General features: G+C 66.8%; 26 protein-coding genes. 2 read left to right on the top strand and 24 right to left on the bottom strand.

The window, feature by feature from the left end:
- Window positions 1-6 precede the first annotated feature (6 nt).
- Window positions 7-960 carry a 2-hydroxyacid dehydrogenase gene (locus tag ACSFBF_RS12500; protein WP_435467298.1) on the bottom strand — a complete coding sequence of 318 codons (954 nt, stop codon included), beginning with the start codon at window positions 958-960 and terminating at the stop codon, window positions 7-9.
- Window positions 961-1,112: 152 nt separating this feature from the next.
- On the opposite strand from ACSFBF_RS12500, the gene ACSFBF_RS12495 reads away from it, so the two are divergent.
- Both ACSFBF_RS12495 and ACSFBF_RS12490 read left to right on the top strand, forming a co-directional pair.
- The gene (locus ACSFBF_RS12495; protein ID WP_435467296.1) at window positions 1,113-1,874 is read left to right on the top strand and encodes an SDR family oxidoreductase; all 762 of its coding nucleotides are present in this window, start codon (window positions 1,113-1,115) and stop codon (window positions 1,872-1,874) included.
- 4 nt (window positions 1,875-1,878) lie between these two features.
- Window positions 1,879-2,436 (top strand): gluconokinase, encoded by a 558-nt coding sequence (locus ACSFBF_RS12490; protein WP_435467294.1) that lies wholly within the window; start codon window positions 1,879-1,881, stop codon window positions 2,434-2,436.
- On the opposite strand, the gene ACSFBF_RS12485 is transcribed toward ACSFBF_RS12490, so the two are convergent.
- The 23 genes from ACSFBF_RS12485 to ACSFBF_RS12375 all read right to left on the bottom strand — a co-directional run bounded on the left by ACSFBF_RS12485 (window position 2,393) and on the right by ACSFBF_RS12375 (window position 26,396).
- The gene (locus ACSFBF_RS12485; protein ID WP_435467292.1) at window positions 2,393-4,342 is read right to left on the bottom strand and encodes a glycoside hydrolase family 15 protein; all 1,950 of its coding nucleotides are present in this window, start codon (window positions 4,340-4,342) and stop codon (window positions 2,393-2,395) included. The genes ACSFBF_RS12490 and ACSFBF_RS12485 overlap by 44 nt on opposite strands.
- 92 nt (window positions 4,343-4,434) lie before the next feature.
- Window positions 4,435-5,169 carry an RNA polymerase sigma factor FliA gene (locus ACSFBF_RS12480; protein ID WP_435467290.1) on the bottom strand — a complete coding sequence of 245 codons (735 nt, stop codon included), beginning with the start codon at window positions 5,167-5,169 and terminating at the stop codon, window positions 4,435-4,437.
- Between the two features lie 34 nt (window positions 5,170-5,203).
- Window positions 5,204-6,013, bottom strand: a complete 810-nt coding sequence (locus ACSFBF_RS12475) for a MinD/ParA family ATP-binding protein (RefSeq protein WP_435467288.1) — start codon at window positions 6,011-6,013, stop codon at window positions 5,204-5,206.
- A 10-nt stretch (window positions 6,014-6,023) separates the two neighbouring features.
- Window positions 6,024-8,477, bottom strand: a complete 2,454-nt coding sequence (gene flhF / locus ACSFBF_RS12470; RefSeq protein WP_435467286.1) for a flagellar biosynthesis GTPase FlhF — start codon at window positions 8,475-8,477, stop codon at window positions 6,024-6,026.
- Complete coding sequence (gene flhA, locus ACSFBF_RS12465; RefSeq protein ID WP_435467284.1) at window positions 8,474-10,573, bottom strand: flagellar biosynthesis protein FlhA; 2,100 nt, start codon at window positions 10,571-10,573, stop codon at window positions 8,474-8,476. Before flhA ends, flhF begins: the two co-directional genes overlap by 4 nt.
- A complete protein-coding gene (gene flhB / locus ACSFBF_RS12460; RefSeq protein ID WP_435467282.1) occupies window positions 10,570-11,712 on the bottom strand; it encodes a flagellar biosynthesis protein FlhB in 1,143 nt (380 codons plus the stop codon). The genes flhA and flhB overlap by 4 nt, the downstream gene beginning before the upstream one ends.
- A gap of 132 nt (window positions 11,713-11,844) precedes the next feature.
- Window positions 11,845-12,486, bottom strand: coding sequence for a protein phosphatase CheZ (gene cheZ / locus ACSFBF_RS12455; protein WP_093058575.1), 642 nt, complete (start codon window positions 12,484-12,486; stop codon window positions 11,845-11,847).
- Between the two features lies 1 nt (window position 12,487).
- Window positions 12,488-12,883 carry a chemotaxis response regulator CheY gene (cheY, locus tag ACSFBF_RS12450; RefSeq protein WP_172839779.1) on the bottom strand — a complete coding sequence of 132 codons (396 nt, stop codon included), beginning with the start codon at window positions 12,881-12,883 and terminating at the stop codon, window positions 12,488-12,490.
- Window positions 12,884-12,914: 31 nt separating this feature from the next.
- Window positions 12,915-13,994 carry a protein-glutamate methylesterase/protein-glutamine glutaminase gene (locus ACSFBF_RS12445; RefSeq protein WP_435467427.1) on the bottom strand — a complete coding sequence of 360 codons (1,080 nt, stop codon included), beginning with the start codon at window positions 13,992-13,994 and terminating at the stop codon, window positions 12,915-12,917.
- Between the two features lie 2 nt (window positions 13,995-13,996).
- The gene (cheD, locus tag ACSFBF_RS12440; protein ID WP_435467279.1) at window positions 13,997-14,635 is read right to left on the bottom strand and encodes a chemoreceptor glutamine deamidase CheD; all 639 of its coding nucleotides are present in this window, start codon (window positions 14,633-14,635) and stop codon (window positions 13,997-13,999) included.
- Complete coding sequence (locus tag ACSFBF_RS12435) at window positions 14,632-15,471, bottom strand: CheR family methyltransferase (protein WP_435467277.1); 840 nt, start codon at window positions 15,469-15,471, stop codon at window positions 14,632-14,634. Before ACSFBF_RS12435 ends, cheD begins: the two co-directional genes overlap by 4 nt.
- Before the next feature lie 94 nt (window positions 15,472-15,565).
- The gene (locus ACSFBF_RS12430) at window positions 15,566-16,879 is read right to left on the bottom strand and encodes an EAL and HDOD domain-containing protein (protein WP_435467275.1); all 1,314 of its coding nucleotides are present in this window, start codon (window positions 16,877-16,879) and stop codon (window positions 15,566-15,568) included.
- A gap of 29 nt (window positions 16,880-16,908) precedes the next feature.
- Window positions 16,909-18,975 (bottom strand): chemotaxis protein CheA, encoded by a 2,067-nt coding sequence (gene cheA / locus ACSFBF_RS12425; RefSeq protein WP_435467273.1) that lies wholly within the window; start codon window positions 18,973-18,975, stop codon window positions 16,909-16,911.
- A gap of 25 nt (window positions 18,976-19,000) precedes the next feature.
- Window positions 19,001-19,873: a flagellar motor protein MotB gene (motB, locus tag ACSFBF_RS12420; protein ID WP_435467271.1), complete on the bottom strand. Its 873-nt coding sequence runs from the start codon at window positions 19,871-19,873 to the stop codon at window positions 19,001-19,003.
- Between the two features lie 13 nt (window positions 19,874-19,886).
- On the bottom strand, window positions 19,887-20,747 hold the full coding sequence (motA, locus tag ACSFBF_RS12415; protein WP_354337755.1) for a flagellar motor stator protein MotA: 861 nt from the start codon (window positions 20,745-20,747) through the stop codon (window positions 19,887-19,889).
- Window positions 20,748-20,824: 77 nt separating this feature from the next.
- Window positions 20,825-21,412 carry a flagellar transcriptional regulator FlhC gene (gene flhC, locus ACSFBF_RS12410; RefSeq protein ID WP_435467269.1) on the bottom strand — a complete coding sequence of 196 codons (588 nt, stop codon included), beginning with the start codon at window positions 21,410-21,412 and terminating at the stop codon, window positions 20,825-20,827.
- A complete protein-coding gene (flhD, locus tag ACSFBF_RS12405; RefSeq protein ID WP_435467267.1) occupies window positions 21,409-21,795 on the bottom strand; it encodes a flagellar transcriptional regulator FlhD in 387 nt (128 codons plus the stop codon). The genes flhC and flhD overlap by 4 nt, the downstream gene beginning before the upstream one ends.
- A 304-nt stretch (window positions 21,796-22,099) precedes the next feature.
- Window positions 22,100-22,375, bottom strand: a complete 276-nt coding sequence (locus ACSFBF_RS12400; protein WP_093077277.1) for an EscU/YscU/HrcU family type III secretion system export apparatus switch protein — start codon at window positions 22,373-22,375, stop codon at window positions 22,100-22,102.
- Window positions 22,372-23,676: a flagellar hook-length control protein FliK gene (gene fliK, locus ACSFBF_RS12395; RefSeq protein ID WP_435467264.1), complete on the bottom strand. Its 1,305-nt coding sequence runs from the start codon at window positions 23,674-23,676 to the stop codon at window positions 22,372-22,374. The genes ACSFBF_RS12400 and fliK overlap by 4 nt, the downstream gene beginning before the upstream one ends.
- A 34-nt stretch (window positions 23,677-23,710) precedes the next feature.
- Complete coding sequence (locus ACSFBF_RS12390; RefSeq protein ID WP_435467262.1) at window positions 23,711-24,043, bottom strand: flagellar protein FliT; 333 nt, start codon at window positions 24,041-24,043, stop codon at window positions 23,711-23,713.
- A 30-nt stretch (window positions 24,044-24,073) separates the two neighbouring features.
- A complete protein-coding gene (fliS, locus tag ACSFBF_RS12385) occupies window positions 24,074-24,493 on the bottom strand; it encodes a flagellar export chaperone FliS (RefSeq protein ID WP_435467260.1) in 420 nt (139 codons plus the stop codon).
- A gap of 34 nt (window positions 24,494-24,527) precedes the next feature.
- The gene (fliD, locus tag ACSFBF_RS12380; protein ID WP_435467258.1) at window positions 24,528-25,970 is read right to left on the bottom strand and encodes a flagellar filament capping protein FliD; all 1,443 of its coding nucleotides are present in this window, start codon (window positions 25,968-25,970) and stop codon (window positions 24,528-24,530) included.
- Between the two features lie 63 nt (window positions 25,971-26,033).
- Complete coding sequence (locus ACSFBF_RS12375; RefSeq protein ID WP_435467256.1) at window positions 26,034-26,396, bottom strand: flagellar protein FlaG; 363 nt, start codon at window positions 26,394-26,396, stop codon at window positions 26,034-26,036.
- Window positions 26,397-26,573 lie beyond the last annotated feature (177 nt).

The following is a 26,573-nucleotide window of genomic DNA, read 5'->3' as shown; positions in this document are numbered from 1 at the left end:
GGGCAGTCAGGGCACGGGGGTAATGAGAAGCTGGCCCGCAAAGTGGGCCTCGAGGTTGCGGCGCACCAGCTCGCCCATGGCGCGGCGCGTCTGTTCGGTACCGCTGCCATGGTGCGGGGTCAGCACCACGTTGTCGAGCGCGGCAAAGCGCGGGTCGATGCGCGGCTCGTTGAGGAACACGTCGAGCGCCGCGCCGGCAATGCCGCGCGCCTCCAGCGCCTGCAGCAGCGCGCCTTCATCGACGGTGGTGCCGCGCGACACGTTCACGAGCCAGCCCTTGGGCCCCAGCGCCTGCAGCACCTCGGCATTGACGATGCCGCGCGTGGCCTCGCCGCCGGGCAGGATGACGATGAGCACGTCGCACCAGTCGGCCATGGCGCTCAGGCTGGCGAAGTGACGGTGCGGGCTGTCGGCCTTCGGCGTGCGGCTGAAATAGCCCAGCTCCACGTCGAAGCCCGAGAACCGCTTGGCGATGGTGCTGCCGATGCGGCCAAAGCCCGCGATGCCGATGCGCTGGCCGAAGACGCGCGTAGCCAGCGGCAGGCCTCCATCGGCCCACGCACCGCTGCGCACGAAAGCATCGCCCGCCGGAATGCGTCGCTGCACCGCCAGCGTGAGCCCCACGGCGAGGTCGGCCACGTCGCCGTTGAGCACGTCGGGCGTGTTGCTCACGCGGATGCCGCGCGCGCGGCAGGCGGCGAGGTCGATGGCGTCGGTGCCCACGCCATAGCAGGCGATCAGCTCCAGTTTGGGCAGCGCAGCGATCAGCTCGGCGCTCGCGCCCAGCTCGCCGCGCGTCGCGATCGCGCGGATGTTGGGCGCGTGCTCGGCGATGAAGGCCTGCCGGTCCGTCGCTTCCCAGAGGCGATGCAGCGTGTAGGCCGCCTGCATCGGCACCATGTCCCATTCCGGGTAGGTGCCGAGCATCAGCACGTGCGGGGATGAAGCGGTAGCGGTCAAGCGGGTGTCTCCTGCGAGTGGCGGTCAGGGTTCAATTTGATACCGGTAACTTTAATCGACGAAAGAAGATAACGCCAGCGAAGGTTTTACCCATTGACGAAACCAAAAGATACCGGTAACTTATCCATTAGTCACGATCCAGGAACTCCCCCTTGAAACTGTTCGATCTTTCCGGGCGCACCGCCCTCGTCACCGGCTCCAGCAAAGGCATCGGCTTTGCGCTGGCGACAGCGCTCGGCAACGCCGGCGCGCGCGTGGTGCTCAACGCACGCGATGCCGCATCGCTCACCGCCGCCCGCGACGCCCTGCGCGCCAAGGGCATCGCGGCCGAGGCCATGGCCTTCGACGTGACCGACGCCGCTGCGGTCGAGGCCGGCGTGGCCGCCATCGAGGCCGACATCGGCGCCATCGACATCCTCGTGAACAACGCCGGCATGCAGCACCGCGGCGCGTTCGCCGAATTCCCGATCGACGCGTGGCACAAGATCACCACCACCAACATCGACAGCGTGTTCCTGGTCGGCCGCTTCGTCGCGCAACGCATGATCGAGCGCAAGCGCGGCAAGATCATCAACGTGTGCTCGGTGCAAAGCGAGCTGGGCCGTCCGGGCATCGCACCTTACGCGGCCACCAAGGGCGCGGTGAAGATGCTCACCAAGGGCATGGCGATCGACCTCGGCAAATACGGCATCCAGGTCAACGGCCTCGGCCCGGGCTACTTCAAGACCGAACTCACGCAGGCGCTGGTGGCCGACGAAGCCTTCACCGCGTGGCTCTCGGGCCGCACGCCCGCCGGCCGCTGGGGCGACGTGGAAGAGCTGGGCGGCGCGGCCATCTTCCTGGCCTCGGATGCGTCGAGCTTCGTCAATGGCCACATCCTGTACGTGGATGGCGGCATCACCTCGAGCCTGTAGCACCGTGCAGCATCCAGAGCAGCCGCAACGCCTGAGCGTGGTGGTGATGGGCGTGTCGGGCACCGGCAAGAGCAGCGTGGCCGCCGGGCTGGCGCAGTTGTTCGGCCTGCCGTGGGTCGACGCCGACGACCTGCACATGCCCGAGGCCGTGGCCCGCATGCGCGCCGGCCTGCCGCTCGCCGACGAAGACCGCTGGCCCTGGCTCGACCGCGTTGGTGCAAGCCTTGCCGATTGCACGGCCGCGCCGCGCGGCGTGGTGGTGGCCTGCTCTGCCCTGCGGCGCGCCTACCGCGACCGGCTGCGCGCCGCGTCGCCCGAACTGCAATTCGTGTTTCTCGACGGGCCGCCCGCGCTCGTGCGGCAGCGAATGGAACAACGCACCGGGCACTACATGCCTGCAGCGCTGCTCGACAGCCAGCTGCAGACACTGGAAAAGCCCGAAGCCACCGAAGCCGACGTGCTGCGCGCCGACATCGACGTACCGGTGCCGCTCATCGTCGCCAACATAGGCGCGCGGCTCATTCAGCGCTCGAAGAACGCCTGCGTGAAAGTCTCCGCCTGACCGGCGCTTTCTTTGCCACCTTCTTTGCTGTCTTCTTCGACGCCGCCTTGCCATCGAGGTCCGCCAGCTCCCACACGCCACCGGCCGCCGACACCAGCGCATGCGCGCTGTTGATCAGCCCGATGTGCGAAAACGCCTGCGGAAAATTGCCGAGCTGCCGCTGCGCCACTGGGTCGTATTCCTCGGCAAACAGGCCCAGGTCGTTGCCCAGCGCCAGCAGGCGCTTGAACAGGGCCCGCGCCTTGCGCAGCTTGCCCATGGCCACGTACACGTTCGACAGCCAGAAGCTGCACGCGAGAAACGCTCCCTCCCCGCCTTCGAGGCCGTCCACGCCTTTTTCGGTGCGATAGCGGTACACCAGCCCATTGAAGATCAGCTCCTTTTCGATGCGCGCGATGGTGCCTTGCACGCGTGCGTCGTGAATCGGCAGAAAGCCGATCAGCGGCATCCACAGTAGCGCCGCATCCACCGTGTCGGCGCCGTAGTACTGCACGAATGAATTGCTCGCGGCGTCGTAGCCGCGCGCGCAGACCTCGGCGTGGATCTCGTCGCGCACCTCGCGCCAGCGCTCGACAGGGCCTTCGAGCCCGTACTCCGTCGCGCTCGCGATCATCCGGTCGAAGGCCAGCCAGCACATGATCTTGGAATGCACGAAGTGGCGCGGCTCGCCGCGCACTTCCCACAGGCTGCAGTCGGGCTCCTTCCACAGCACCATCAGGTGCTTCGCGATGGCGCGCTCCAGCGGCCACACCTTGTCCATGTCCGCCAGCCCGGCCTTGCGCGCCGCATGAAAGGCCGCGATGACCGAGCCGTACACATCGAGCTGCCGCTGCCCGTGCGCGCCATTGCCGATGCGCACCGGGCGGCTGTCTTCGTAGCCCGGCAGCCAGCCGAGCTCGAGCTCGGTGAGCGAGCGTTCGCCGTGCAGGCCGTACATCACCTGCAGCTCTTCGGGCGAACCGCCCACCGCGCGCATCAGCCACCAGCGCCAGGCGCTGGCTTCCTCTACATAGCCCGAACCGATCAGCGCGTAGAGCGTGAGCGCCGCGTCGCGCAGCCAGCAGAAGCGGTAGTCCCAGTTGCGCTCGCCGCCCGGCAGCTCGGGCAGCGAGGTGCTCGGCGCGGCGACGATGCCGCCGGTGGGCTCGTAGGTGAGCGCCTTGAGCGTGAGCAGCGAGCGCATCACCGGCTCGCGAAACTCGCCTTGGTAGCCGCAGCGACCGGTCCACGCGCTCCACTCGGCGACGGTGCGTGCCAGCAGCGCGCTGGCGTCGCGCGTTACCGGCGGCTTCAGGTGCGAGGGAAACCAGTCGAGGCTGAATGCGATGGCCTGCCCCGCGGACACGGTGAAGTCGGCAAAGCTCGCGAAGTTCTCGTTGGTCAGCGGCACGCCGGAGCTGATGCGCACCGAGTCCGGCCCGGCCGTGGCAAACACCGCGCCGTCCCGCCGCTCCATCCAGGGGCACCACCCGCCGTAGTTGAAGCGGATGCGGAACTCGGTGTGCATGGCGACCGTGCCGCGCACGCCCTGCACGATGCGCACCACCTCATGCGTGCCATCGAGCGCGGGGCGCGGCATGAAGTCGGTGACGATGGCCGTCCCCTGGGCCGTGCGGATCGTGGTTTCGAGCACCACGGTGCCGGGCAGATAGCGCCGCGTGACGCGCGCCTTGCGGTCTTTGGCGCGCATCGTCCAGTGGCCGTTGCGCTCATCGCCGAGCAGGCTGGCGAACATCGCGGCCGAATCGAAGCGCGGCAGGCACAGCCATTCGATGTCGCCGCCGCGATGCACCAGCGCCGCGCTGTGGGTCGAGCCGATGAGCGCGTAGTCGCCGATGGGGCGATCAGGGCGGTCGGGGCGGTCGGCGTGGAGCCGTGCAGAGGGTTGCTTGGGAGTCTTTGGCAAGGGCCCGAGCTTTGCCGCTCGAGCGGGCATGGCGCGCCAGCGATGGGCGCGGATGGCTGACGGACAACGCCTAATGGCGAACGGCGTGACCTCTAGAGCACATCCTTCAGCTTCGCCCGCAGCCTGCTGATCGCCTGGCTGTGCAACTGGCACACGCGCGACTGGCTCACCTCCAGGATCGCGCCGATCTCCCGCAGGTTCAGCTCTTCCTCGTAGTAGAGATTCAGCAGCAGCTGGTCGCGCTCCGGCAGCGCACCGATGGCGTCCACCAGCTGATGCCGGAAGCCGCTTTCCAGCAACTGCTCGAGCGGATCGTCGCTGCCGCGCCGGTCCTTGCGCGCATCTTGCGAATGGCTGTCGAGAAACGGGCTGTCCGGGTCGTCCTTGGAGAAGTCTTCGACGTACACCAACTGGCAGCCCTGGATCTCCTGCAGCAGCGACTGATACGCCTCCAGGTCCATCTTCAGCTCCTTGGCAATCTCCCCCTCAGTGGGAGAACGCCCGAGCTTGTGGCCCAGTGCCTGGATCGCCTTCTCGACGCCGCGCGCCGACTGGCGCAGGCCGCGCGAGCCCCAGTCGTTGGCGCGCAACTCGTCGAGCATGGCGCCGCGGATGCGCTGGCTGACGAAGGTCTCGAACTGCGCGCCGCGGTTGTCCTGGTAGCGGCTGGAGGCGTCCAGCAGGCCCAGCATGCCGGCCTGGATCAGGTCGTCCAGCTCCACGCTGGCCGGCAGCTTGGCCATCATCTGCAGCGCGATGCGGCGCACCAGCGGCTGGTGCTGCGCCAGCAGATGTGATTTCTCGATGGTTCCCTGTGCGGTGTACACGGCCGTCCTTCTTGGGTTGTCCGGGTCGGCGGGCTCAGGCCACGGCCTGCAGCGGCTCGACCGCGCGCCACGGCCAGCGGTCCATCTCGCCGGCAATGCGCCGGAAGTCGACAGCGGCATGGCTCGCGGGAAAGGCCTCGACGATGGTCTGCTTCAGGCGCCACGCGTCGGCAACGAGCGGGTCGAAGCGCACCCAGCCCGCGGGCTGCAACAGCAGCGCGAGATAGCGGCTGGCGGCATGCGCGAGGTTGCTCATGATCTGGCGCGCAGCCACCACATCGGCCGCGCCGTTGACCAGGAAGCGCATCTGCTTGAGGCCGTGCGCGTGGTGCAGCCGCTTGATGCCCGCATAGGCCGCGGTGATGGAGGCTGGGTGCGGCTGCAGCACCAGCAGCAGATCGTCCGCGCCCTGCGCGAGTGCCGACAGCCGGCCCTCGGCGTCGAAAGCCGCATCGACGATGACCACGCCGTCGTGCCAGAACTTGCGCGGGTCGATCGCGTCGTCCATCACACCGTCCACCACATCAGGCGGCGCGGGCAGCACGTGCACGCCGCAAGCTGCCTTGACATTGGCGCCGTCCAGCGTCAGGCGCTGGCTCACTACATCGGCCAGATTCCCCAGCGGATCGATGTCCCACACCTCGCAGGCCGAACCCACGGTCGGGCAATGCTCGTCCAGCAGCAGCACGTTGCGACCCTGCAGGGTCAGTGCCACACCGAGATTCATCGCGGCCGTGGTGCTCCCCGCGCCCTGCCCCAGGCCGGCGACGGCAACCACGCGCGCATGCGTCGGTGCGAGCATGCGCCGCAGTCCGTCGGCCTGATCCGCAACCAGCTTGTTCATTCCTGCGCCCTCAACCCAATCTCTCCAATTTCTCCGACTTCTCCAGCGCACGCGACGCCTGCACGGGAGCGGTCGACTCGGTGCCCAGCGCCTCCAGCAGCAGAAAGAGCTTGCCCACGCCCGCATACAGCGCACTGCCGCTCATGGCCCGACCGTTGCGCGCCGGGCGCCCCGTGAGCTGGCCCAGCAACGCGCGCGTGCGGTCGGCCCAATCGCCTTCGGCCTGCAGCAGACGCCACACGGTGGTGGTCATCTGCCCGGCGATCAGCAGCCGCTTCATGATGTCCGGATCGCCCAGCTCGCCGATGCCGCCGACCATCTGCACACCGTCGCGCAGCAGTCGGAAGCAGGGCTCGGCGTCGCTGGCCCAGCCCTGCCATTGCGCGAGCTGCTGCGTGGAAACGTCCATGCCGATGTTCGACAGCGCATGACCCTGCGCCAGCACGTTGCCGGTGCGCGCATCGACCACCCGCGTGGCGACGCAGCGCAGCGCGGGCATCGCATCGCGCCCGATGCCCGCCGCCATGGCGGCTGCGTTGAAGCGCAGCACCACGTCGGCATGCGCCTCGCTCCGCAACGCGGCCTTGCCGCGAAAGTGCACGGGCCGCTCCTCGCCGAATTCGAAGTCCATGCGCGCGAGCGTGTCGGGTGCGCCGGTGCGCACGTCGATCACCGCGGTGGAGCCCGGCGCGCGTGCCAACCAGCGCTGGCCCACGGCCTGCCACTGCACCATGGCCTCGATGCCGGGCAGCCTCGTCAGCAAGTGCACCAGCGGCTTGTGGCCGAAGTCCTGCTGGCGCAGCCACGGCACCTGGCGCGCGCCGGGCTTGCGCGCGGCGTCCTTCATGCCGCGCGTGGCGGCGGTCGACAGCCACTGGTTCGGCGCTGCCAGCGGCAGGCCCGTGCGGTCCGACAGCAGCAGGCTGCCATGGCATTCATAAGCGTCGCCGCCTTCGTTCGAGCGCAGCCCGACTTGGCCGCACAGCGCGAGCACATGGGTCTCGCAGCCGGCGGCCACTTCGCTGCGCGCGTGCACCATCAGGTCGTGCAGCACGGCCTTCTGGCCAGTGCCTTCGTCGCCGGCCTGGCGCCAGAGTGCGCGCGAACGCTCGAAGCCGATCTGCGCGCCGGCCAGCGCGCTCGCGGTGGTGGCGAGCTCTTGCGCGTCGTGCGCCATGGCGCGAATCAGGTTCTGGTACTTCAGCCGCAGGCGATCGGTCTCGCCCTGCGCCTGCACAACTTGCGCCGATGGGCCTGCGCCCGTTGGCTCTTCGTGCAGATCGTTTTCCGCGGGCACGAACAGCGGGCTGTGCTGGCGCGGCTGGAACACGCTGTCCACCAGCTGCGCGCGGTCGGCCTGCATCAGGTTCTCGGGCACCTTCTGGCCGCTGGAGATGTAGTGCACCGGCAGGCGGTGGCGAATCACGGTGTCGATCAGCGCGCCCGGATGCGTGGCCTCGTCGACCTTGGTGAAGATGCAGCCGGTGAGCTCGTTGCCGTGGCGGTAGGCGTGCACCACCTCGTTGAGCGTGTCGCCGTGGCTGGTGGCGTTGAGCAGCAGCAGCCGCTTCACGGGCCGCTGGCTCTGGCCCAGCATCGCGATCTGTTCCGATACGGCACGGTCGCGCTGGCTCATGCCGACGGTGTCTATCAACACCATGTGCTTGTCGCGCAGGTCCTGCAGCACCAGGTGCAGGTCGGCCGCATCCTTCACGGCGTACACCGGCACGTTGAGGATCTGGCCGTAGATGCGCAGCTGCTCGTAGGCGCCGATGCGGTAGCTGTCGGTGGTCACCAGCGCGAGCTTGTCGGCACCGAAGCGCATCACGCAGCGCGCGGCGAGCTTGGCGGTGGTGGTGGTCTTGCCTACGCCGGTCGGGCCCATCAGGGCATACACGCCGCCCTGCGCGAACAGCGCGTCTTCGTCTTCATGCACTGGCACGGCGCGGATCAGTTCCGAACGCACATAGGCCATGCCTTCGGCGTAGGTCTGGCCCGTGGGCATCTTCTCCAGCATGGCCTTCGACAGGCCCGCGCTGAAGCCCGCGCCGAGCAGCGTGCGCAGCAAGCGGCCGCGCACCGGGTCGCGGCGCTGCTTGTCGTTCCACACGACGCTGGCGAGTTGCTCTTCGATCATTCCGCGCATGGAGTGCAGTTCGGTGAGCACGCTGTCGGCGGGTGCGGGTACCGGGACCGGCGCCGCAGGCGCAGCCGGTGCGGCAGGCGCCGCGATCGCCACGGGCTTCGCGGGCGCATGTGCAGGCGCAGGTGCGGTGTCTTTCAACACTCCCTGCACTTCGCCTTCGACCATGGCGACGATTTCCACTCCCTCGGCCATCTGCCGATGCGTCAGCACGATGGCGTCGGCGCCCAGCGCCTCCCTCACCATCCTCAGGGCTTCGCGGCTGGTGGCCGCGACGAATTTGCGCGCGGTGGTGCGCACGTCGGTCTGCTTGGAATTCAACCTCGTCCTCCGATGGCGGTGGTGATCTTGATGGTGCGGGAGTCAGGAATCTCCGCATGCGAAAGCACTTTCAGCTGCGGCAGGCTGCGCCGCAGGAATCTCGACAGCAGCACGCGCAGCGCGTGCTGCACCACAAGCACCGGCGCCAGGCCCATCTGCTCCTGGCGCACGATTGCGGCCTGCGCCTGCCGCAGCAGGTTGTCGGCAATGCCCGGCTCGATGCCACTGCTGTTGGTAAGGGCCTGCTGCAGCACGCCGTCGAGCGAGCCGTCGAGGCCAATCACCTGCATTTCGGTGTCGCCCGGGAACAGCTGCTGCGTGATGGCGCGGCCCAGCGCCAGGCGCGTGAGCGTGGTCAGTTCGGTCGGGTCCTTGATGGTCGGCGCGTGCTCGGCCATCACATCGAGAATGGTGCGCATGTCGCGGATGGGCACCTCTTCGTCGAGCAGGTTCTGCAGCACCTTGTGCAGCGTGCTCAGCGACAGCACCTTGGGCACCAGGTCTTCCGTGAGCTTGGGCGCGGTCTTGGCGATCTGGTCGAGCAGTTGCTGCACTTCCTGGCGGCCCAGCAGTTCCGCAGCATGCGTCTGTATCAGGTGGTTCAGGTGCGTGGCCATCACCGTGCAGGCATCGACCACCGTGTAGCCCTGCACCTGCGCCTGCTGGCGCAGGCTGGCGTCGATCCACACCGCCGCGAGGCCGAAGGCCGGGTCGCGCGTGGGCGTGCCGGGCAGCGTGCCCGTCACCTGCCCCGGGTTGATGGCCATCCACTGGTTGGGGAAGGCCTCGCCGCGCCCGATCTCCACGTCCTTCAGGCTGATGACGTAGGTGTTGGGCTTGATCTCCAGGTTGTCGCGGATGTGCACCACCGGCACCAGGAAGCCGACTTCCTGCGCAATCTTCTTGCGAATGCTCTTGATGCGGCCCAGCAGCTCACCCTGCTGCGACTGGTCCACCAGCGGAATGAGGCGGTAGCCGACCTGCATGCCCAGCGGGTCGACCATTGCAACGTCGTCCCACGTCGCTTCTTCCATCTCGGCCGAGGGCGCGGGGTTCGCGGCCTGCGCTGCGGCGGCTGCCTTCTGCGCGGCTTCCTGCGGCTTGCGCAGCACCAGCCGGCGGCCCAGCCACACCAGGCCGCCCGCGATCAGCAGGAAGGCCAGGTTCGGCATGCCCGGGATCATGCCCAGCAGGCCGACGATGCCGGCCGTGAGAAACAGCACCTGCGGGTTGGAAAACAGCTGGCCCGTGAGCTGGCTGCCCACGTCTTCATCGGTGGTCACGCGCGACACGATCACGCCGGCGGCGGTGGAAATCACGAGCGCCGGAATCTGCGCCACCAGGCCGTCGCCGATGGCCAGCAGCGTGTAGGTCTTGCCGGCGGTGGAAAAGTCGAGCCCGTGCTGCAGCATGCCGACCACCAGCCCGCCGATGATGTTGATCACCATGATGAGCAGGCCCGCGATCGCGTCGCCGCGCACGAACTTGCTGGCGCCGTCCATCGAGCCGTAGAAGTCGGCCTCTTGCGCAACCTCGGTGCGGCGCTTGCGAGCCACGTCCTCGCCGATCAGGCCGGCGTTGAGGTCGGCGTCGATGGCCATCTGCTTGCCCGGCATCGCGTCGAGCATGAAGCGCGCGCCCACCTCGGCAATGCGCCCCGCGCCCTTGGTGATCACCATGAAGTTGATGAGCACGAGGATGATGAAGACCATCACGCCCACCGCGAAATTGCCGCCCACAAGGAAGTGCCCGAAGGCCTCGATCACCTTGCCCGCCGCATCGGGCCCGGTGTGGCCGTGCATCAGCACCACGCGCGTGGACGCCACGTTCAGCGACAGGCGCAGCAGCGTCGAGAACAGCAGCACGGCAGGGAAGGCCGCGAAGTCCAGCGCCTTCATCGTGTACATGCTCACCAGCAGCACCATCACCGACATGGCGATGTTGAAGGTGAACAGCAGGTCGAGCAGGAAGGGCGGCAGCGGCAGCACCATCATGCTCAGGATGAGGATGATGAGAATCGGCCCGGCCAACCCCTTGAACTGCGAGCCGGAGAACAGACGCGTCGGCAGACGCATCAGGTTTGTCATCGCGTTCATGCGGCTTCCACTGTGTATTGAAGGTCTTCGGGCACCGGCAGGTCGGTCGGCGTGCGCGGGGCGTCGCCGCCCTCGGTCTTCCAGCGCCTGAGCTGGTACACCCAGGCCAGCACCTCGGCCACCGCGGTGTACAGGCCCGCCGGGATCTCATCGCCCAGCTTCGTGTGCTTGTAGAGCGCACGCGTGAGCGGCGGCGCTTCGAGAATCGCAACCTTGTGCTCCATCGCCAGCTCGCGGATGCGCGCGGCCACCAGCTCGGTGCCCTTGGCCACCACGCGCGGCGCGCGCATGCCGCTGTCGGTGTACTTGAGCGCCACCGCAAAGTGCGTGGGGTTGGTCAGCACGATGTCTGCCTTGGGCACCTCGGCCATCATCCGGCGGCGTGCCATCTGCTGTTGCTGGCGGCGGATCGCTGCCTTGATGTGCGGATCGCCTTCGCTTTCCTTGTGCTCCTGGCGCAGGTCTTCGCGCGACATGCGCAGCTTGCGGTAGTAGCTCCAGAGCTGGAAGGGCACGTCGATCAGCGCCACGAGAAAGAGCGTGGCCGCGATCAGCGCGCAGTGCTTGGCCACCAGCACCATTGCATGCGGCAGAGCGTAGTGCGCGGGCTGCGCCATCAGGTCCATCAGCGCGCCGATGTCGCGCGACACCACCCACCACGCCACGCCGCCGATCAGCGCCGACTTGGCCAGCGCCTTGAACAGCTCGGCCAGCGACTGCGCAGAAAACATGCGGCCGATGCCGGCCAGCGGATTGAGCTTGCTGAAGTTCGGCCCCACCGATTTGGTGGAGAACAGCCAGCCGCCGAGCATCAGCGGCGCGACCACGGCGGCGACGATCATCATCGCGAACAGCGGGCCGATGGCCGTCAGCGTGTGCATCGCCATCAGCCCGGTCTGGGCCAGCATGTGCGAGGGATCGAAGGCGCTGGCGCGGTCGAACTGCAGGCCGCGGTGCAGCGCACCGCTCATGCTCGTGCCCAGCGACTCCCCTGCGAACCACAGCCCCGCGCATGCGGTGCCCAGCATGACGAAGGTGGTGAGCTCGCGCGAACGGGCTACGTTGCCTTCCTCGCGCGCCTTTTCCAGGCGTCGCTCGGAGGCGGGTTCCGTTTTTTCGAGATCGCTTTCCTCAGCCATTCATGCTCCGAACCAGCAGTGGCGAAGTACGCCTTGCTCATGACCAAATTATTGAATTCGGTCGTCCGGAACAATCTGCCGATAAGGGCCCTTATCGCCCTGCTATTCGGACAATAGGCAGGGCTTGGAAACTCAAAATCCGAGGCTCTCCAGCAGGTCGTCGACCTGCGCCTGGTCGGTCACCGCATCGGGGTTGCCGGGCTTGACCTGCGGGCCGTTCTGCAGGCTGTGCGCAGCCTCCTGGCGCTTCTCGGGCGCGGAGTTGTCGATCAGCACTTGGAGCAATTGCGTCTCGACGTCGTTGACCACTTCCATCATCTTCTTGATGACCTGGCCGGTCAGATCCTGGAAGTCTTGCGCCATCAGGATTTCCATCAGCTGCGAGTTGATCGCGCCGGCACGCTCCGGCACCTCGTTGAGGTAGCTGCGCGTGTCGAGCACGAGTTCGCGCGCATGGTCGAGCTCGATGGGGTTTTCGAACCACAGGTCCCAGCGCTTGCTGAGGCCCTTGGCATCGCTGGCCAGTGCTTCCTGCAGCGGCTGTGCAACGTCGATGGCGTTCAGTGCACGGTGCGCGGCACGCTCGGTGGTGGCGGCTACGTAGCTCAGGCGGTCGCGCGCATCCGGAATGGCTTGCGCGGCCTTGGCCACCTGCTTGTCGAGGCCCAGCTCGCGCAGGCCTTCGCGCAGCTGGCGCGTGAGCTGGCCGATGCGGCCCAGCAGTTCTTCGGCGGTGTTGGTGGGGTCCGCGGCCCCGGCAGCGTTCTGGCTCATGTCAGGCCGCTTCCTTGGCAAGCTTCTCGAAGATCTTGGTGATCTTCTCTTCGAGCGTGGCAGCGGTGAATGGCTTGACCACATAGCCGTTGGCGCCAGCCTGCGCGGCCGCCACGATGTTCTCTTTCTTCGCCTCGGCCGTGACCATCAGCACCGGCAGCTTTTTCAGCTCGGGGTCGGCGCGGATGGTCTGCAGCATGGTCAGGCCGTCCATGTTCGGCATGTTCCAGTCGGACACCACGAAGCCGAAGTTGCCGCCGCGCAGCTTCTCGATGCCGGCCGCGCCGTCTTCCGCCTCGTCGACGTTGAGGAACTCCAGTTCCTTCAGCAGGTTGCGCACGATGCGGCGCATGGTCGGGAAGTCGTCCACAACCAGGATTTTGATGCTCTTGTCGATCACGATATTTCCAACTCCAACAGGTCGTTTTTCAAACTCGGTTCGCACGTTCGCCGAACGTGCGAAGGTGCGCCATCACCCGGCGGCTCACTTCGCTCAGCGGAGACACATCGTCCACCGCGCCCAGTGCGATGGCTTCGCGCGGCATGCCGAAGACAACGCAGCTGGCTTCGTCCTGCGCCAGCGTGTGCGCCCCCGCGCGCTTCATGCGCAGCAGGCCTTCGGCGCCGTCCCTGCCCATGCCGGTCAGGATGATTCCGATGGCGTTCTTGCCCGCGTGCTTGGCCGCCGAATCGAACAGCACATCGATCGACGGCCGGTGGCGGTTCACCGGTGGCTCCTGGTCAAGGTGAGCCACGTAGTTGGCACCGCTGCGCGCCAGCGACAGGTGAAAGCCACCGGGCGCGATGTAGGCATAGCCAGGCAGCACGCGCTCGCCATGCTCGGCCTCTTTCACGTTGATACGGCACAGGCCGTCGAGCCGCTGCGCGAACGAGCGCGTGAAGCCGGCCGGCATGTGCTGCGCGATCATCACCGCGGGCGAATCGGGCGGCAGCGGCTGCAGCACTTCGCGGATGGCCTCGGTGCCACCGGTGGAGGCGCCGATGATGATGAGTTTTTCGGTGCTCAGCAGCGGGCTGCGCAGCAGCGATTCATGTGGCACGTCACTGCCGGGGCGCGGGGCTGCGGCATGCCGGCTGGGCAGCAGCCGCGCGCTCGCGGCCGTGCGGATCTTGCCGGCGATCAGTTCGGTGTAGTTGAGCAGGCCGTCGCGCACGCCCAGGCGAGGCTTGGTCACGAAGTCGATGGCGCCCAGCTCGAGCGCACGCAGCGCGATCTCCGACCCGCGCTCGGTCAGCGACGACACCATGACCACGGGCATGGGCCGCAGCCGCATGAGCTTTTCGAGAAACTCCAGCCCGTCCATACGCGGCATTTCCACGTCGAGCGTGAGCACGTCGGGGTTCGTGACCTTGATGAGGTCGCGCGCCACCAGCGGATCGGCCGCGGTACCCACCACGGTCATGTCGCTCTGGCTGTTGATGATCTCCGTCATCACGCTGCGGATCAGTGCCGAATCGTCGACACACAGCACCTTGATTTTTTTAATGCTCACGGGTTTCCCTTGGTTGCGGCAGCCGGCGCCGCGCGAAGGCCGGACAGCCTGCGCAGCAACTCGCCCTCTTCGTTCTGCACCTGCGCCACTTCTGTCTGCGCGCGCAGCTTGCGCACGATGGCTTTGCCGGTCGCCGGCACGAAGCACACGCGGCGCGCATGCGGCCCGCGCAGGTCTTGCGCGGCGACTTCGATGCGCTCGTTGCGCAGGTAGCGCAGCACGAAGTCGGCGTTGCGGTCGCCGATGTTGAGCGTGGTCATGTTGGCCAGCACCGCGCCGCCGCCGAAGACCTTGGCGCGCAGCCTGTCGCGGCGCGCGCCCGCGCGCACCAGTTCGCGGATCAGGGTGTCCATGGCGTAGGCGCCATAACGCATCGACTCGGAGGCGTCGCGCGTGCCGGTGCTGGCTGCTTCGCCGTCGTCGGGCAGCATGAAATGGTTCATGCCGGCCACGCCGGCTTCCCTGTCGTGCAGGCATGCGGCCACGCACGAGCCGAGCACCGTGCTCAGCACGGTGTTGCTCGAAGTCACGTAGTACTCGGAGGGCAACAGCTTCACGGCCATGAGGCCGACGTCGCGGTCGAAGTAGTGGTGGCTGGCCACCGAGTCCGGTGCGGCGGGGTTCGAGGCCATCATGGAACGCCCGTGGCACGCGCGCGCGCCAGCTCGTACACGGTCTGGCCCAACGGACGGAAGGCCTGGTTGACGAGCGACGCGTTCTCCGAATGCCCCGCGAACAGCAGGCCGTTCGGCTTGAGCAGCGGCGCAAAGCGATCGAGCACCTTCTTTTGCGTGGGCTTGTCGAAATAGATCATCACGTTGCGGCAGAAGATCGCGTCCACCGGCTCCTTCACCGCCCACGCGCTGTCGAGCAGGTTGAGCCGCGAGAACTTCACCAGCGCCGCCACCTCGGGGCGAATGCGCGCCTTGCCCGCGTTCGCCCCGGTGCCCTTGTTGAAGAAGCGCCGCAGCCGATCGGGCGCGAGCCTGCGCACCTGCTCGGCGGTGAACACGCCGGTGGCGGCCTTGGCCAGCACCGAGGTGTCGATGTCGGTGGCGATCACGCGCGACGAGCCCGCCTTGTCGCCCAGCGCCTCCATCAGCGTGATGGCAATCGAATAGGGCTCCTCGCCCGTCGAGGCCGCCGCGCACCACACGGTGACGGGCTGCTTCGCCTTGCGCACGTGCTCCGCCAGCGTGGGAAAGTGATGGGCCTCGCGGAAGAACGAGGTCAGGTTGGTGGTGAGCGAGTTGATGAACAACTGCCACTCCTCGCCGTCCTGCCGCCCTTCGAGCCAGTCGAGGTAGGTGGCGAAGTCGGGCACCTGGAGCTCCCTCAGCCGGCGCGAGAGCCGGCTGTACACCATCTGCCGCTTCTGCTCGCCCAGGGCGATGCCGGCGCGGCGGTGGATGAGGGTGCGGATCCGGGAGAAGTCGCTGTCGGTGAAAAGGAACTCGGTAGTCACGGCCATCCTGGAAGCTTGGCTTTCAATGTACATAGCGCTCGCCGTTTCCAATGGGCCAATCAGACACACAAATGCCTTGCACTTCCGGCCTCGCGCGCGTTCAGGGGCCGGCCGCGGCCGGGCTCGCGTCCTGCGCCCACACCAGTGCCGACAGCTGCGCCGCATTGACCTGGGCCGCGCTCAGGAACAGCGCTTCCGACAGGCGCGAAGCCTCTGCGTCGTCGAGCTCGCAGCTTTCGGCCAGCGCCACGAAGGGGCCGTACAGGCCGCCGCGCGAAAGAATGGCCTGCTGCACCGACTCGGTGAGCTGCACCTTGCGCAGCACGCCTTCCATCGACACGCCAAGCAGTTGGTCGAGCAGCGAGAACATGCCGGCCACGAACAGGTTGTCGGCCTCGCTGGCCGGCAGCATGCCCTGCCCCATCAGCTCGACGAAGCGCCCGCGCAGGATCGCCTTCTTCATCATGAAGGGCGAGCCACCCTTGTTGCTGGTGGCCAGCAGCAGCGACAGCCAGCGGTACAACGGCGAGTAGCCGAGCATGGCCACCGCATGGCGCAGCGAATGGATTTCCACCGCCATGCCGACGGAGGGCGAGTTGATATAGCGCAGCAGCCGGTAGGTAAGTGCGGCGTCGTGCTTGAGCGCGGCCTCGATGGCGCGCACGTCTTCGTTGCGCTGGAGCATCTGCATCAGCTGCACGATCAGCAGCGACTCGGGCTGCAGCGCGTCTTCGGTCTCGCGCACCGGCGGGTTGCGGAACGCGCCTTCGATGAACACGTTCACGCGGCGCCCGGCGCAGGCGTCGAATTCGTCCCAGTTCTCCACGCGCGAGGCGATCGGTTCGACCGTCGGATGGCCCAGCTCCGCGTCCCGGCGCAGCCGTGCCACGGTGTCGGCGTCGCGCGCAGCCACCTCGAAGTGGGTGACGATGGCGCGCAGCTCGGGGTCTTCGGGTAGCGCAGTGGCGCCGCACAGCATGAAGCCGAAACCCTGCTCGCGCAGGAACAGAAGGATGGAACGCATGTCCGCGTCCATCAGTTCGTCCACGCCCATGCACAGCACCATGTGCTGTGGCGGCAGCGATTGCAGCTCGCTCTGAAACAGCGCATCGACCGTCACGTCGACAAACACCAGCTGCGGCCCCAGCAGCCAGCCCGCGGGCGTGGGGTTGAGGTGCATGGCGAGCGTGTCCATCAGCGCCTTGACGCCAGCAGCTCCCGACACGCCGGAGCCCTCGCCGCCCGTCGCGCGCCAGGCCATGCGATAGCCCATAACGCGTCGCTGCGCGTCGAGCAGCATGGCGTAGGCCACGCGGCCTTCGGGTCCCGCGTCGGGCTGTGCCGGCAGGTCAGCGCCGGGATCGGGATTGGCCCCTGTGTCGCCGGAGGACCGCCGGAAGAAATCAAACCGCATTCAGCTGTCTCCGTGGGGTGTCAGAGCGATCAAAGCGCGATGGCGTCGGTGGCAGTCCTCCGGGCAGCGCCCGCCAACGCGGCCGTGCTCGCGGCCTGCGCGCGCTGGATGCGCGGCATGGCGCCCACGTCGATGATGAAGGCCACGCTGCCGTCGCCGAGGATGGTCGCGGCGGAAATGCCGGGCACCTTGCGGTAGTTGGTTTCCAGGTTCTTCACCACCACCTGGTGCTGCCCGAGCAGTTCGTCCACCAGCAGCGCGAAGCGGCTGTCGTCGGCCTGCACGATCACCAAAATACCCTGCGTGGGATGCGTCTGCGCGCCCGTCACGTCGAACACGCGGTGCAGCTCGATCAGCGGCAGGTACTCACCGCGCACGCGGATCACGTGGCCGTCGGCGGTAATGGAATGCAGGTGCTCCGGCAGCGGCTGCAGCGACTCGATGACGTAGCTCAGCGGGAGGATGTAGGCCTCGGTGCCCACCTTGACCGACATGCCGTTGAGGATGGCCAGCGTCAGCGGCAGCACGATGCGCGTGGTGGTGCCCTGCCCGCCGCGCGAATGGATCTCCACGTGGCCGCCCATCTCCTGGATGTTGCGCTTGACCACGTCCATGCCCACGCCGCGGCCCGAGATGTCGGTGACCTGCTCGGCGGTGGAGAAGCCGGGCGCGAAGATGAGCTGCCACACCTCTTCGTCGGGCATCGTCTCGCTGACCGGCATGCCCTGCTGCATGGCCTTGGCCAGGATGCGCTCGCGGTTGAGGCCGGCGCCGTCGTCGCTCACCTCGATCACGATGTTGCCACCGTGGTGCTGCGCCGACAGCAGCAACTGGCCAGTGGCGTCCTTGCCCTTGGCCAGGCGCACTTCGGGTGTCTCGATGCCGTGGTCGAGGCTATTGCGCACCAGGTGCGTGAGCGGGTCGACGATGCGCTCGATAAGGCCCTTGTCGAGCTCGGTTTCCTTGCCGTAGGTGTCCAGGCGAACCTGCTTGCCGAGCTTGGCGCTCACGTCGCGGATCACGCGCGGGAAGCGGCTGAATACATAGTCCATCGGCATCATGCGGATGGACATGACCGACTCCTGCAGGTCGCGCGCATTGCGCTCCAGGTGGCCGAGGCCGCTCAGGAAGCGCTCGTAGGCCACCGGGTCGAGCATGGTCGCGGCCTGCGTGAGCATCGACTGCGTGATGACGAGTTCGCCCACGAGGTTGATGAGCTGGTCGACTTTTTCGACATCGACGCGGATGGAGCTGGATTCCTTGGCGGCGGGCGCAGCAGCCGATGCCGCTGCCTGCGGCTTCGATGCCTCGGCGACTACAGCCGGTTCGGGCACTGGTGCGGCCACGGGTGCTGGCGCTTCGACCACGGCCGGAGCCTCTGCGGCGACAGCAGCGGCTTCATGCGTGATGTCGATCTGCGACTCGTCGATGACGAAGCAGCAGACCGCGACGATGTCATCGGGCGCGCAGGTGGTTTCCAGCAGCACGGTCAGCTGGTCGTTGCTGCGCGTGCGCGACAGCATCTTGCCGAGGTTGGCCAGCTCGCCCGCGAGCAGATCGCATTCGCTGTCGGACAGGCGTGCGAAGCGGATGCGCAGCGCGCCGCTGCCGCCAGACGCGGACGATGCGACTGGCGCTGCGGGCGCAGCCACAGGCGCAGGAGCGGGAGCAGGCGCCGGTGCAGACACATGCGCCACCGCGCTGTCGTCGCCGCTTTCCAGCGCGAGTTGCTGAAGCACGCCACAGATGTGCGCGACCATGTCCGGGTCCGGCTCCTTGCCGGCCTGGTAGGCAGTGAGTTGTTCTTGCAAGGCGTCCTTCGTTTCCAGGAATGCATCGATCATTCGGCCGTTCAGGCGCAGCTGCCCGTGGCGGGCGCGGTCCAGAAGCGACTCGAGAACGTGCGTGGTGTTGGTCAGTGCGACGAAACCGAAAGTCGCGGCGCCGCCCTTGATCGAGTGCGCCGCGCGGAAGATGGCGTTGAGCTGTTCGCTGTCGGGCGCCTCGACGTCGAGCTCCAGCAGCAGCTGCTCCATCTCCGCGAGCAACTCGACGGCTTCGACAAAAAAGGCTTGGGTGAATTGACTGAGGTCCATCTCTTGAGCTCTTGTTGTTTTGTTGTTACGGCGCCTTCGCGGCCGCCTTGCCGATGCGCGTGCCAGCAGGCTCGACGCTGTTCTCGCGCTCGATGCGCTCCTGCGTGCGGTGGTTGAGCAGGATGATGCTGATGCGCCGGTTGATGGGGTTGCGCGGGTCGGCCTTGTCCAGGTGCATGCTGTCGGCCAGGCCGATCACGCGCAGCACCTTGCCCTCGGTCATGCCGCCGGCCACGAGCTCGCGCCGCGAGGCGTTGGCGCGGTCGGACGACAGCTCCCAGTTGCCGTAAGAGCGGTCGTTGGTGTAGACGATGGCGTCGGTGTGGCCCGACAGCGTGATCTTGTTGGGCAGGCCGTTGAGCGCAGGCGCCAGCTCGCGCAGGATGGCGCGCATGTGCGGCACCACGCGGGCGCTGGCCAGCTCGAACATCGGGCGGTTCTCGGTGTCGACGATCTGCAGGCGCAGGCCCTCGGTGGTGATGTCGATCAGGATCTGCGAGCGGAACTGCTGGAACACCGGGCTCTTCTCGATCAGCTCGTCGAGCTTCTTCTTCATCTCGGCCAGGCGGCTCGCGTCGGCCTCTTCCTCGGCGTCGGCCTGCCTGACCTCGCCCTCGACGTGCATCACGTCGGCGCCGCCGCCGGGAATCATGCTGGTGCTCAGGCTGGACTTGTCGCCGCCCGACAGCGCCACGCGCAGCGGCATGCGGAAGTGCTCGGCAATGCCTTCGCGCTGCTTCGGGCTCGAGATGGAGAGCAGCCACATCACGAGGAAGAAAGCCATCATGGCGGTCATGAAGTCGGCATAGGCGATCTTCCAGCCACCGCCCGCATGGCCGCCGCCGCGCGCGCCCGCGTGCACGCGCTTGACGATGATCTGGGGCTTCGAGTCGCTCATGGCCGTGTGTGCGTCAGCGCGCCTTGACTTCGCGGACGTGGTTGTCCAGCTCGGTGAAAGACGGGCGCTCGGTAGAGAACAGCACCTTGCGGCCGAACTCCACCGCGAGCTGCGGCGCGTAGCCGTTGAGGTTGGCCAGCAGCGTGACCTTGGCGCACTGATAGATCTTCATGCCCTCTTCCACCTTCTGCTCGATCAGCGAGGCCAGCGGCGACACGAAGCCGTAGGCCAGCAGCACGCCGAGGAAGGTGCCCACCATCGCGTGCGCGATGAGCGCGCCCATCTCGGAGGGCGGCAGATTGGCCGAGCCGAGCGCGTGCACCACGCCCATCACGGCCGCGACGATGCCCAGCGCGGGCAGTGCGTCGCCCACGCGCGAGAGGCTGTGGCCGGGCACTGCGGCCTCGTGGCGGATGGTTTCGATCTCGTGGTCCATCAGCGCCTCGATCTCGTGCGCGTCGGTGTTGCCGCTGATGACCAGGCGCAGGTAGTCGCACAGGAAGACGGTGATGCCCTCGTGCGCCATGATGCTCGGGTAGCGCATGAAGATCTCGCTCTGAGCCGGGTCTTCGACGTCGGACTCCAGCTTCATCATCCCTTCCTTGCGGGCCTTGGCGAGCAGCTCGTACAGCAGCGCCATCAGGTCCATGTAGAGCTGGCGGTTGTGCTTCGAAGTGCGCAGCAGCAGCGGCAGCTCCTTGATGGTGGCCTTGATGGTCTTGCCGTTGTTGCCGGCAATGAATGCGCCCAGCGCGGAGCCGCCGATCATGAGCAACTCCACCGGCTGGAACAGGACGCCGAAGTGCCCGCCCATGAGGCCGTAGCCACCGAACACGGCACCTATCACTACGAGATATCCAGCCAGAACCAGCACGCGCTTCCCCTATCGCCCTGCGGCGTCGATTCAACAAACCCCAAGCCTCCGGACACCGGAGGCGGGGCACTTTTTTCCTAGACGGCGCCGCCGATGTCGAGCACCGGCGCCACGGCGACGAGCCCAACCCGGCGCACCTCGGACAGCTTTGGCTTGCGCGCCTTGCCCGCGCGCGAAGGCGGGCGGCACAGCACGCACACGTAGCCGTTCTTGTTGTCATGTGCATGGGCCACGAAGTGGCCGCCGCAGCGGCTGCAGGTGCTCAGCTGCAGCATGTCGCTGTCGAAGAAGCGCACCATGGTCTCGGCGCGGGTGAAATCGAGCACCACCTCGCCGCCTTGCGATTCGACCTGCTCGGTATAGAGGCGGTAGGCCTTGATGAGCGCGGGCAATTCGTTCTCATCGGCTTCGTCGAGCATGAAGCGGTAGATGTTGTAGAACATCGACGAGTGGATGTTGGCCAGCCACGTCATGTACCAGTCGGTAGAGAACGGCAGCAGGCCCTTGGGCGGAGAAACGCCCTTGAGTTCCTTGTAGAGGCGTATCAGGCGCTCCCGGCTCAGCTTGACGGCCGCCTCCAGGAACTGCAGCCGGGCGCCGAGACCGATCAGCTCGATCGCGAGCTGGACCTGCCGGACCTCGCCCAGAACGCTCTTGCTGCTCACGCCGCGCTCGCTCCGCGCATCGGCGCCTGGGCCTGCGCCTGTCGCGCGGCCATCAGGATCGACATATGCGCCTGCTGCAGCGCCGGCTCCTTGCCCTCGCCGACCACCGCGAACATCGGTCGGTCGTCCAGGCGGAAGCTGCACAGCAGGAAGTTGGAAGCGGCCAGCTTCACGATCTGGCTGAGCGACATGTTCGCCAGCAGATCGGCAAGCTCGCGCCCCACTCCCAGGCGGAACATGGCCTCGGCCCGATCCTGCTTGACCAGCTTCTGCGCCAGCAGCATATAGGCCAGATTTATCTCGCCGATTTCTCTCGAAATCACGCCGTTAGCGGTGATGTTGCAATTTTCCACGTCTGATCCCATTTCCGATTCAAAGCTCACTTCGTGCTCCTATCAATCGTGTATACATTATATACACAAAGTTTTACATGTTGAAGTGTTTTGTATGACAGGGGGCCAAAAAAAGTAGGAAGCGTCCGACAGAAACGCCACTTGTCCCCACGGAGAGTGAGGGTCATAGAGGTTACACAATCGCGTAACAAGTTGTTCCAGTCTCGATATTTCAGGCAGTAATTTATTCATCTGCGGCATCGAATTAATAAATACTATGGCCCTATTTCGATTTACTGATAAATCTCTTGCATGAATATTCGTATTCATGATTTGCCATTGATTTGTTGTTCAATTAGTCGCCTGCGCGACCTTCGAGGCCGTAGATCCATGCCATGACCTCGGCCACCGCGAGGTACAGCTGCGGCGGGATCTGCTGATCGAGATCAACCTGCATCAGCAGCTTCACGAGGTCGGCCGACGAATGCACGTACAGCCCGTTCTCGCGCGCCTCGCGCATGATCGATTCGGCCACCACGCCATAGCCCTTGGCCACGACAACCGGGGCACGTGTCTTGTCCGCATACGAGAGCGCGACGGCGCTGTTGCGGTTGTCGAGCACTTCGTTCATGCCGCCGCCTTCGCCATGACCTGCACTTGCTGCAGCTGCAAGCCCGCTGCGTCGAAGCGCTTCACGAGCCGGCCCGTGTCACCGCGCAAGCGCGCCATGGTGGAAGTCTCGCGCGCAAAGAGATGCGCCTGCACGGCGGCGCCGTCGAGGCTCAGGCGCAGGTCGACTTCGCCGAGCCGCGGCAGTGCCAGCGACACCGTGGTCGACCAGCGGCGCGTGCCCTCTTCTTCCACCGCGTTGCCATCGCGCGCATCGCGCTGCTGCGCCTGCTCTTCCTCGATGGACCAGCTCATCGGCACGTCGGGCCAGGCCTGGCCATTCCAGCGGAAGACTGCGCTGGCCAGCAGGTCGAGCTGCTGGTGCACGATCGTGACGGCTTGCGGATGGATCACTTCGGCGCCGCGCGATGCTGATGCGACAGCGGCGCTGTCGGCCTGGCGTGCGGATTCGCCGGCACGATGCGCAGGCATCGAGTCGAGCACGCCGCCGACCTGCGCGCTCTCGGGTTGGCGATAGGCCGCCTGCACGCGCGCGGCATCGTTCGAGGCGGCTTGCCCGGGAGCCTGGGCGGGGTCTTGTGCGGAGCGTGCAGCTTCTTGTGGCTGTGCATCGGTAGCGGGCGCCTGCGGCACGGGCGCATTCTCAACAGTGCGGAATGCATCGCCCTGTGGTACCGATACCACCATGGCTTGCACTAAGAGCGCCGGCGACACGCCGGACACCCCCACGGAGGTCACGGAGGCCGGCGCCTGCACAACCGTAGCCACGGCAGCAGCCGATGCCGCCACATCGGGCCTCGCAGCCACCGGCGCCGACCAGCGCGCCTGCGGCTCCTGCGTCATCTGCGCGAGCGTGCGGCCACCGGCCGCGAACTCCGCCAGATGCGATTCATAGAAGAGACCGCTGTCCGACACCGTCTGCGCCAGCGCACCGGCCAGCGCCGCGGCGCTCGCGGGCTGCGCGCGCGAAGGCAGCAGCGGCGCCGCGCCGCGCACCGGCCCCGGCTGCGCCTGCAGGTCGGCCAGCACCGCGCCGATGACGCGCGCCGCCACCGACAGCCGCGTGGCCACCGATGGCGCCGCACCCGCGCCCCCATGCGCCGCGCCGCCGGCTATCGCGCCCGGCAGTTGCCTGTCGAGCGCGGCATTGGAAGGCAGCCGCACGTCGTTGTCGACTCTGCCAACCGGCGCGGCCGGCCCCGGCGCGCCGATGACGGCCTCTGCCTTGATGCCCAGCACGTCGAGCCGCGGCGCCAGCCTTGCGGCCAGCAGCGCATCGAGTAGTCCGGCGAGTGCAGTCATGGTGCGGCTTCTTCGGCGTTTGTTCGGGCCGCGCTCAGTGCGGCGGCCCGTAGGCTCTGCCGAGGTTCTTCTGCTGGGTGAGGTACCCCATCCGGCCGATCAGGTCCTCGATCTGCGGCTTGATGAGGCCCGACACCTCGGCCTGGTCCGAGCGGATGCGTTCGAGCAAATCGAGCACGTGCTCGACCTGCATCGCATCCAGCGTCTCGAACGGCTCGATGGCGCGCAATCGCTCGACCATGGACGCGCAACGCTCTTCGAGCGCGGGGAGCCGGCCCCATTCCTTGGCGCGTGCCAGCACCAGCATCGATGCAATGCTGGTTGCCAGCTCCTCGTAGCAATGAACAACCTCACTCCGGAATGCCATGTTTTCCTGTCTCATTTTTGCGGTTGCATTTCAGCTGCGGGCCCGGTCGTCGATCTCCCGCCAGGCGGAAGCGATGTTCTCGAGCAGCCGGTCGGCCTCGTCCAGGGCCTGCGCGTCGTTGTGCAGGTTGGCGCGGAAGAGCCGCTGCACGATGTAGTCGTACAGCGCCGACAGGTTGCGCACGAGTTCGGCGCCGGCATCGCCGGCGGCCTGGGCGTCGAGCCCGGCCTTCAGGCCGTTGTCGACGATGCCGATGGCCTTGGAGATCGCGTTGCCCTTGGCTTCGATATCGCCGGCCGCCATGTGGTGGCGGGCCATGCCGATGGCGGTCTTCGCGCCATCGAAGAGCATCACGATGAGCTGGTGCGGCGACGCGCTCATCGCGGTCGTTTCCACACCGACGCGCGCATAAGCGCCGGCGCCGGTGCGCATGTTGTGGGGGGTGTACATCGGCTGGTGCTCCGTGCGTCTTCTGTGTGCCTGCTTACTTGCTGCTGTTCGTCATCGCTTCGAACTGCTGCGTGAGGTAAGTCTTCGTGTTGTTCATGCTGTTGATCAGCACGTCGAGCTGGTTGAACTGCTTGCGGTAGCGGTCGACCGTGGCGTCCACGCGCAGCTGCATCGCGTCGTACTGGTCGTCGAGCTGTTTGATCGTGGAGGTCACGCCGTCGCTGGCCACCTTCAGGGCGCCGGTGTTGAGGTCGTCCACCATCGCATCGATCTGCTTGCCGTAGCCGGCTGTGCTGCCGGTGGCGCTCGAGAAGAGGTTTGCCACGCCCTTCAGGTTGTCGGCGAGGGCCTTGTCGAGCTTGTCGGAATCCACGGCCAAGGTGCCGTCCTTCTGGAAGGCCACGCCGATCTCGGTGAGCACCTTCATGTCGTTGGTGCCGCCAGCCTGCGGCGTGGTGAGCGCCTGGCGGATGCGCGTCTGCAGGTTGCGCAGCGTGCTGTCGCCGACCAGCGCGGCAGCAGTGTTGGTGTCAGCGTCGTACGAAGTCAGCGTCTTGGCGGTGCTCTGAAGGCTGTTGTAGGCCTTCACGAAATCGTTGATCGCCGTCTTCACGCCGGCCGTGTTTTCCTTCATCGACAGGCCGGTCTTGCCGGTGTTCACCAGCGTCAGCGTGGCGCCCTGGATGGCTTCCTTCACGGTGTTGCTCGCGCTGGTGACGTCGATGCCGTTGACGTTGAGCTTGGCGTTCTGTGCCGCTGCCGTCTGCTTCAGGTTCTGCGTGCCGGCCGGGTCGTTGTTCAGCAGGTTCTGCAGCGCCGCGTCGCCGTCGACAGAGATGCGCATGCTCGACTTCTCGCCGGTCTGCGCGGAGGTCAGCACCAGGCGGTTGGGCGAACCGCTGCCGTCGTTCACGATGGTGGCCGTCACGCCGGCACTGGCGCTGTTGATCGCGTTGCGAATGCCTTCCAGCGTGTTGTTGGTCGGGTCGATGGTGATCGACTTCGCGGTCTGGCTCGCATCCGCGGTGAACGTGGCGCCGGTGTACTGGCCGGTCGTGGCGTTGAGCGTGCCGCCCGTGATGGCGCCGAAGTCGATGGTGATCTTGCCGTTGCCGATCGCGGTCTTGGTGTCGACCTGGCCCGCCGTGATGACGGTCTGCGCCTGCGCGAGCTGCGACACGTCGATGGTGTAGTTGCCGGCGGCGCTCACGTCCGTGGCGGATGCGGAAAGGATGCCGCTGACCGTCGGCGTGCCGGTCACGCTCTGGAACAGCGTCGGGTCACCCAGCTTCTTGGCGGCCGTCTGCAGCGTGCTGAGCGCGCTCTGGATCGTGCCGTAGGCGGACAACTTGCTCGTGTAGCTCTTGGCCTTCGCCTGCAGCGCCACCAGGGGCTGGCTCTCGGCAGTCTGGAGCTGCGTGAGCAAGGAGGCAAGGTCGAGGTTGGAGCCGACGCCGAGGCTGCTGATGGTTGCCATGTGAATGCTTTCCTGTCCTGTATTGAAAGTGCTGCTGCCGGAGATGAGGAACCGGATGCGGCCTCAGGCCGCGTGGTCCACCAGCAGGCCGTTGCCGTCGCTCATCAGCTTCGCGATGCGCACGACGTCTTCATTGGGAATCTGGCGGATGACCTCGCCGCTGGCGCGATCCACCACCTTGACGATGACCTTGTCGGTGTCCTTGTCGACCTCGAACTGCAGGCCGACCTCGCGCAGCGCGAACGCCTCGTTCACCTGGTGCACCGCCTGCTCGACCTGCACCGGCGTTGCGTCTTCCTTCGCGTCGGCCGCAGCGTCGCCCTTCGCACCGGCCACCAGGCCCCGCACGGCCGCGGCGCCGCCGACGAGCAGCTGCGTCCACTGGTTCTCCATCACGGGGGTAGCCGGCACGGGGTTCAACATCATTTCCACCTTGTTTTGCTGGTTCGCTGTCCTCTGCGGCCTCGCCCCAACCCACGGGGGCAGGGGCATGGCCGCAGAGGACAGCGCAGGCACCTCCGGCTTGCTCCGGGGACCTGCGCCAGCCGGACTCCACCCTTGCGGGAGGGGCCCGGCATTCCTTTGCTTCTGACTAACTAACTA

The sequence above is a fragment of the Variovorax nivicola genome, from assembly GCF_051216475.1.
Lineage (GTDB): Bacteria > Pseudomonadota > Gammaproteobacteria > Burkholderiales > Burkholderiaceae_C > Variovorax.
Note: the sequence above shows the minus strand (reverse complement) of the source record. Positions and strands in the feature narration are given on the sequence as shown.

Bases quoted from the DNA above. Each gene is read 5' to 3' on its own strand.
- cheZ (WP_093058575.1), bottom strand. From the start codon at position 12,486: ATGAGCCAGAACGCTGCCGGGGCCGCGGACCCCACCAACACCGCCGAA.
- fliK (WP_435467264.1), bottom strand. From the start codon at position 23,676: ATGACTGCACTCGCCGGACTACTCGATGCGCTGCTGGCCGCAAGGCTG.
- fliD (WP_435467258.1), bottom strand. From the start codon at position 25,970: ATGGCAACCATCAGCAGCCTCGGCGTCGGCTCCAACCTCGACCTTGCC.
- ACSFBF_RS12390 (WP_435467262.1), bottom strand. From the start codon at position 24,043: ATGGCATTCCGGAGTGAGGTTGTTCATTGCTACGAGGAGCTGGCAACC.
- flhA (WP_435467284.1), bottom strand. From the start codon at position 10,573: ATGAACGCGATGACAAACCTGATGCGTCTGCCGACGCGTCTGTTCTCC.
- cheD (WP_435467279.1), bottom strand. From the start codon at position 14,635: ATGATGGCCTCGAACCCCGCCGCACCGGACTCGGTGGCCAGCCACCAC.
- ACSFBF_RS12400 (WP_093077277.1), bottom strand. From the start codon at position 22,375: ATGAACGAAGTGCTCGACAACCGCAACAGCGCCGTCGCGCTCTCGTAT.
- ACSFBF_RS12435 (WP_435467277.1), bottom strand. From the start codon at position 15,471: ATGGCCGTGACTACCGAGTTCCTTTTCACCGACAGCGACTTCTCCCGG.
- ACSFBF_RS12375 (WP_435467256.1), bottom strand. From the start codon at position 26,396: ATGATGTTGAACCCCGTGCCGGCTACCCCCGTGATGGAGAACCAGTGG.
- cheA (WP_435467273.1), bottom strand. From the start codon at position 18,975: ATGGACCTCAGTCAATTCACCCAAGCCTTTTTTGTCGAAGCCGTCGAG.
- fliS (WP_435467260.1), bottom strand. From the start codon at position 24,493: ATGTACACCCCCCACAACATGCGCACCGGCGCCGGCGCTTATGCGCGC.
- ACSFBF_RS12475 (WP_435467288.1), bottom strand. From the start codon at position 6,013: ATGAACAAGCTGGTTGCGGATCAGGCCGACGGACTGCGGCGCATGCTC.
- motB (WP_435467271.1), bottom strand. From the start codon at position 19,873: ATGAGCGACTCGAAGCCCCAGATCATCGTCAAGCGCGTGCACGCGGGC.
- flhB (WP_435467282.1), bottom strand. From the start codon at position 11,712: ATGGCTGAGGAAAGCGATCTCGAAAAAACGGAACCCGCCTCCGAGCGA.
- ACSFBF_RS12430 (WP_435467275.1), bottom strand. From the start codon at position 16,879: ATGCGGTTTGATTTCTTCCGGCGGTCCTCCGGCGACACAGGGGCCAAT.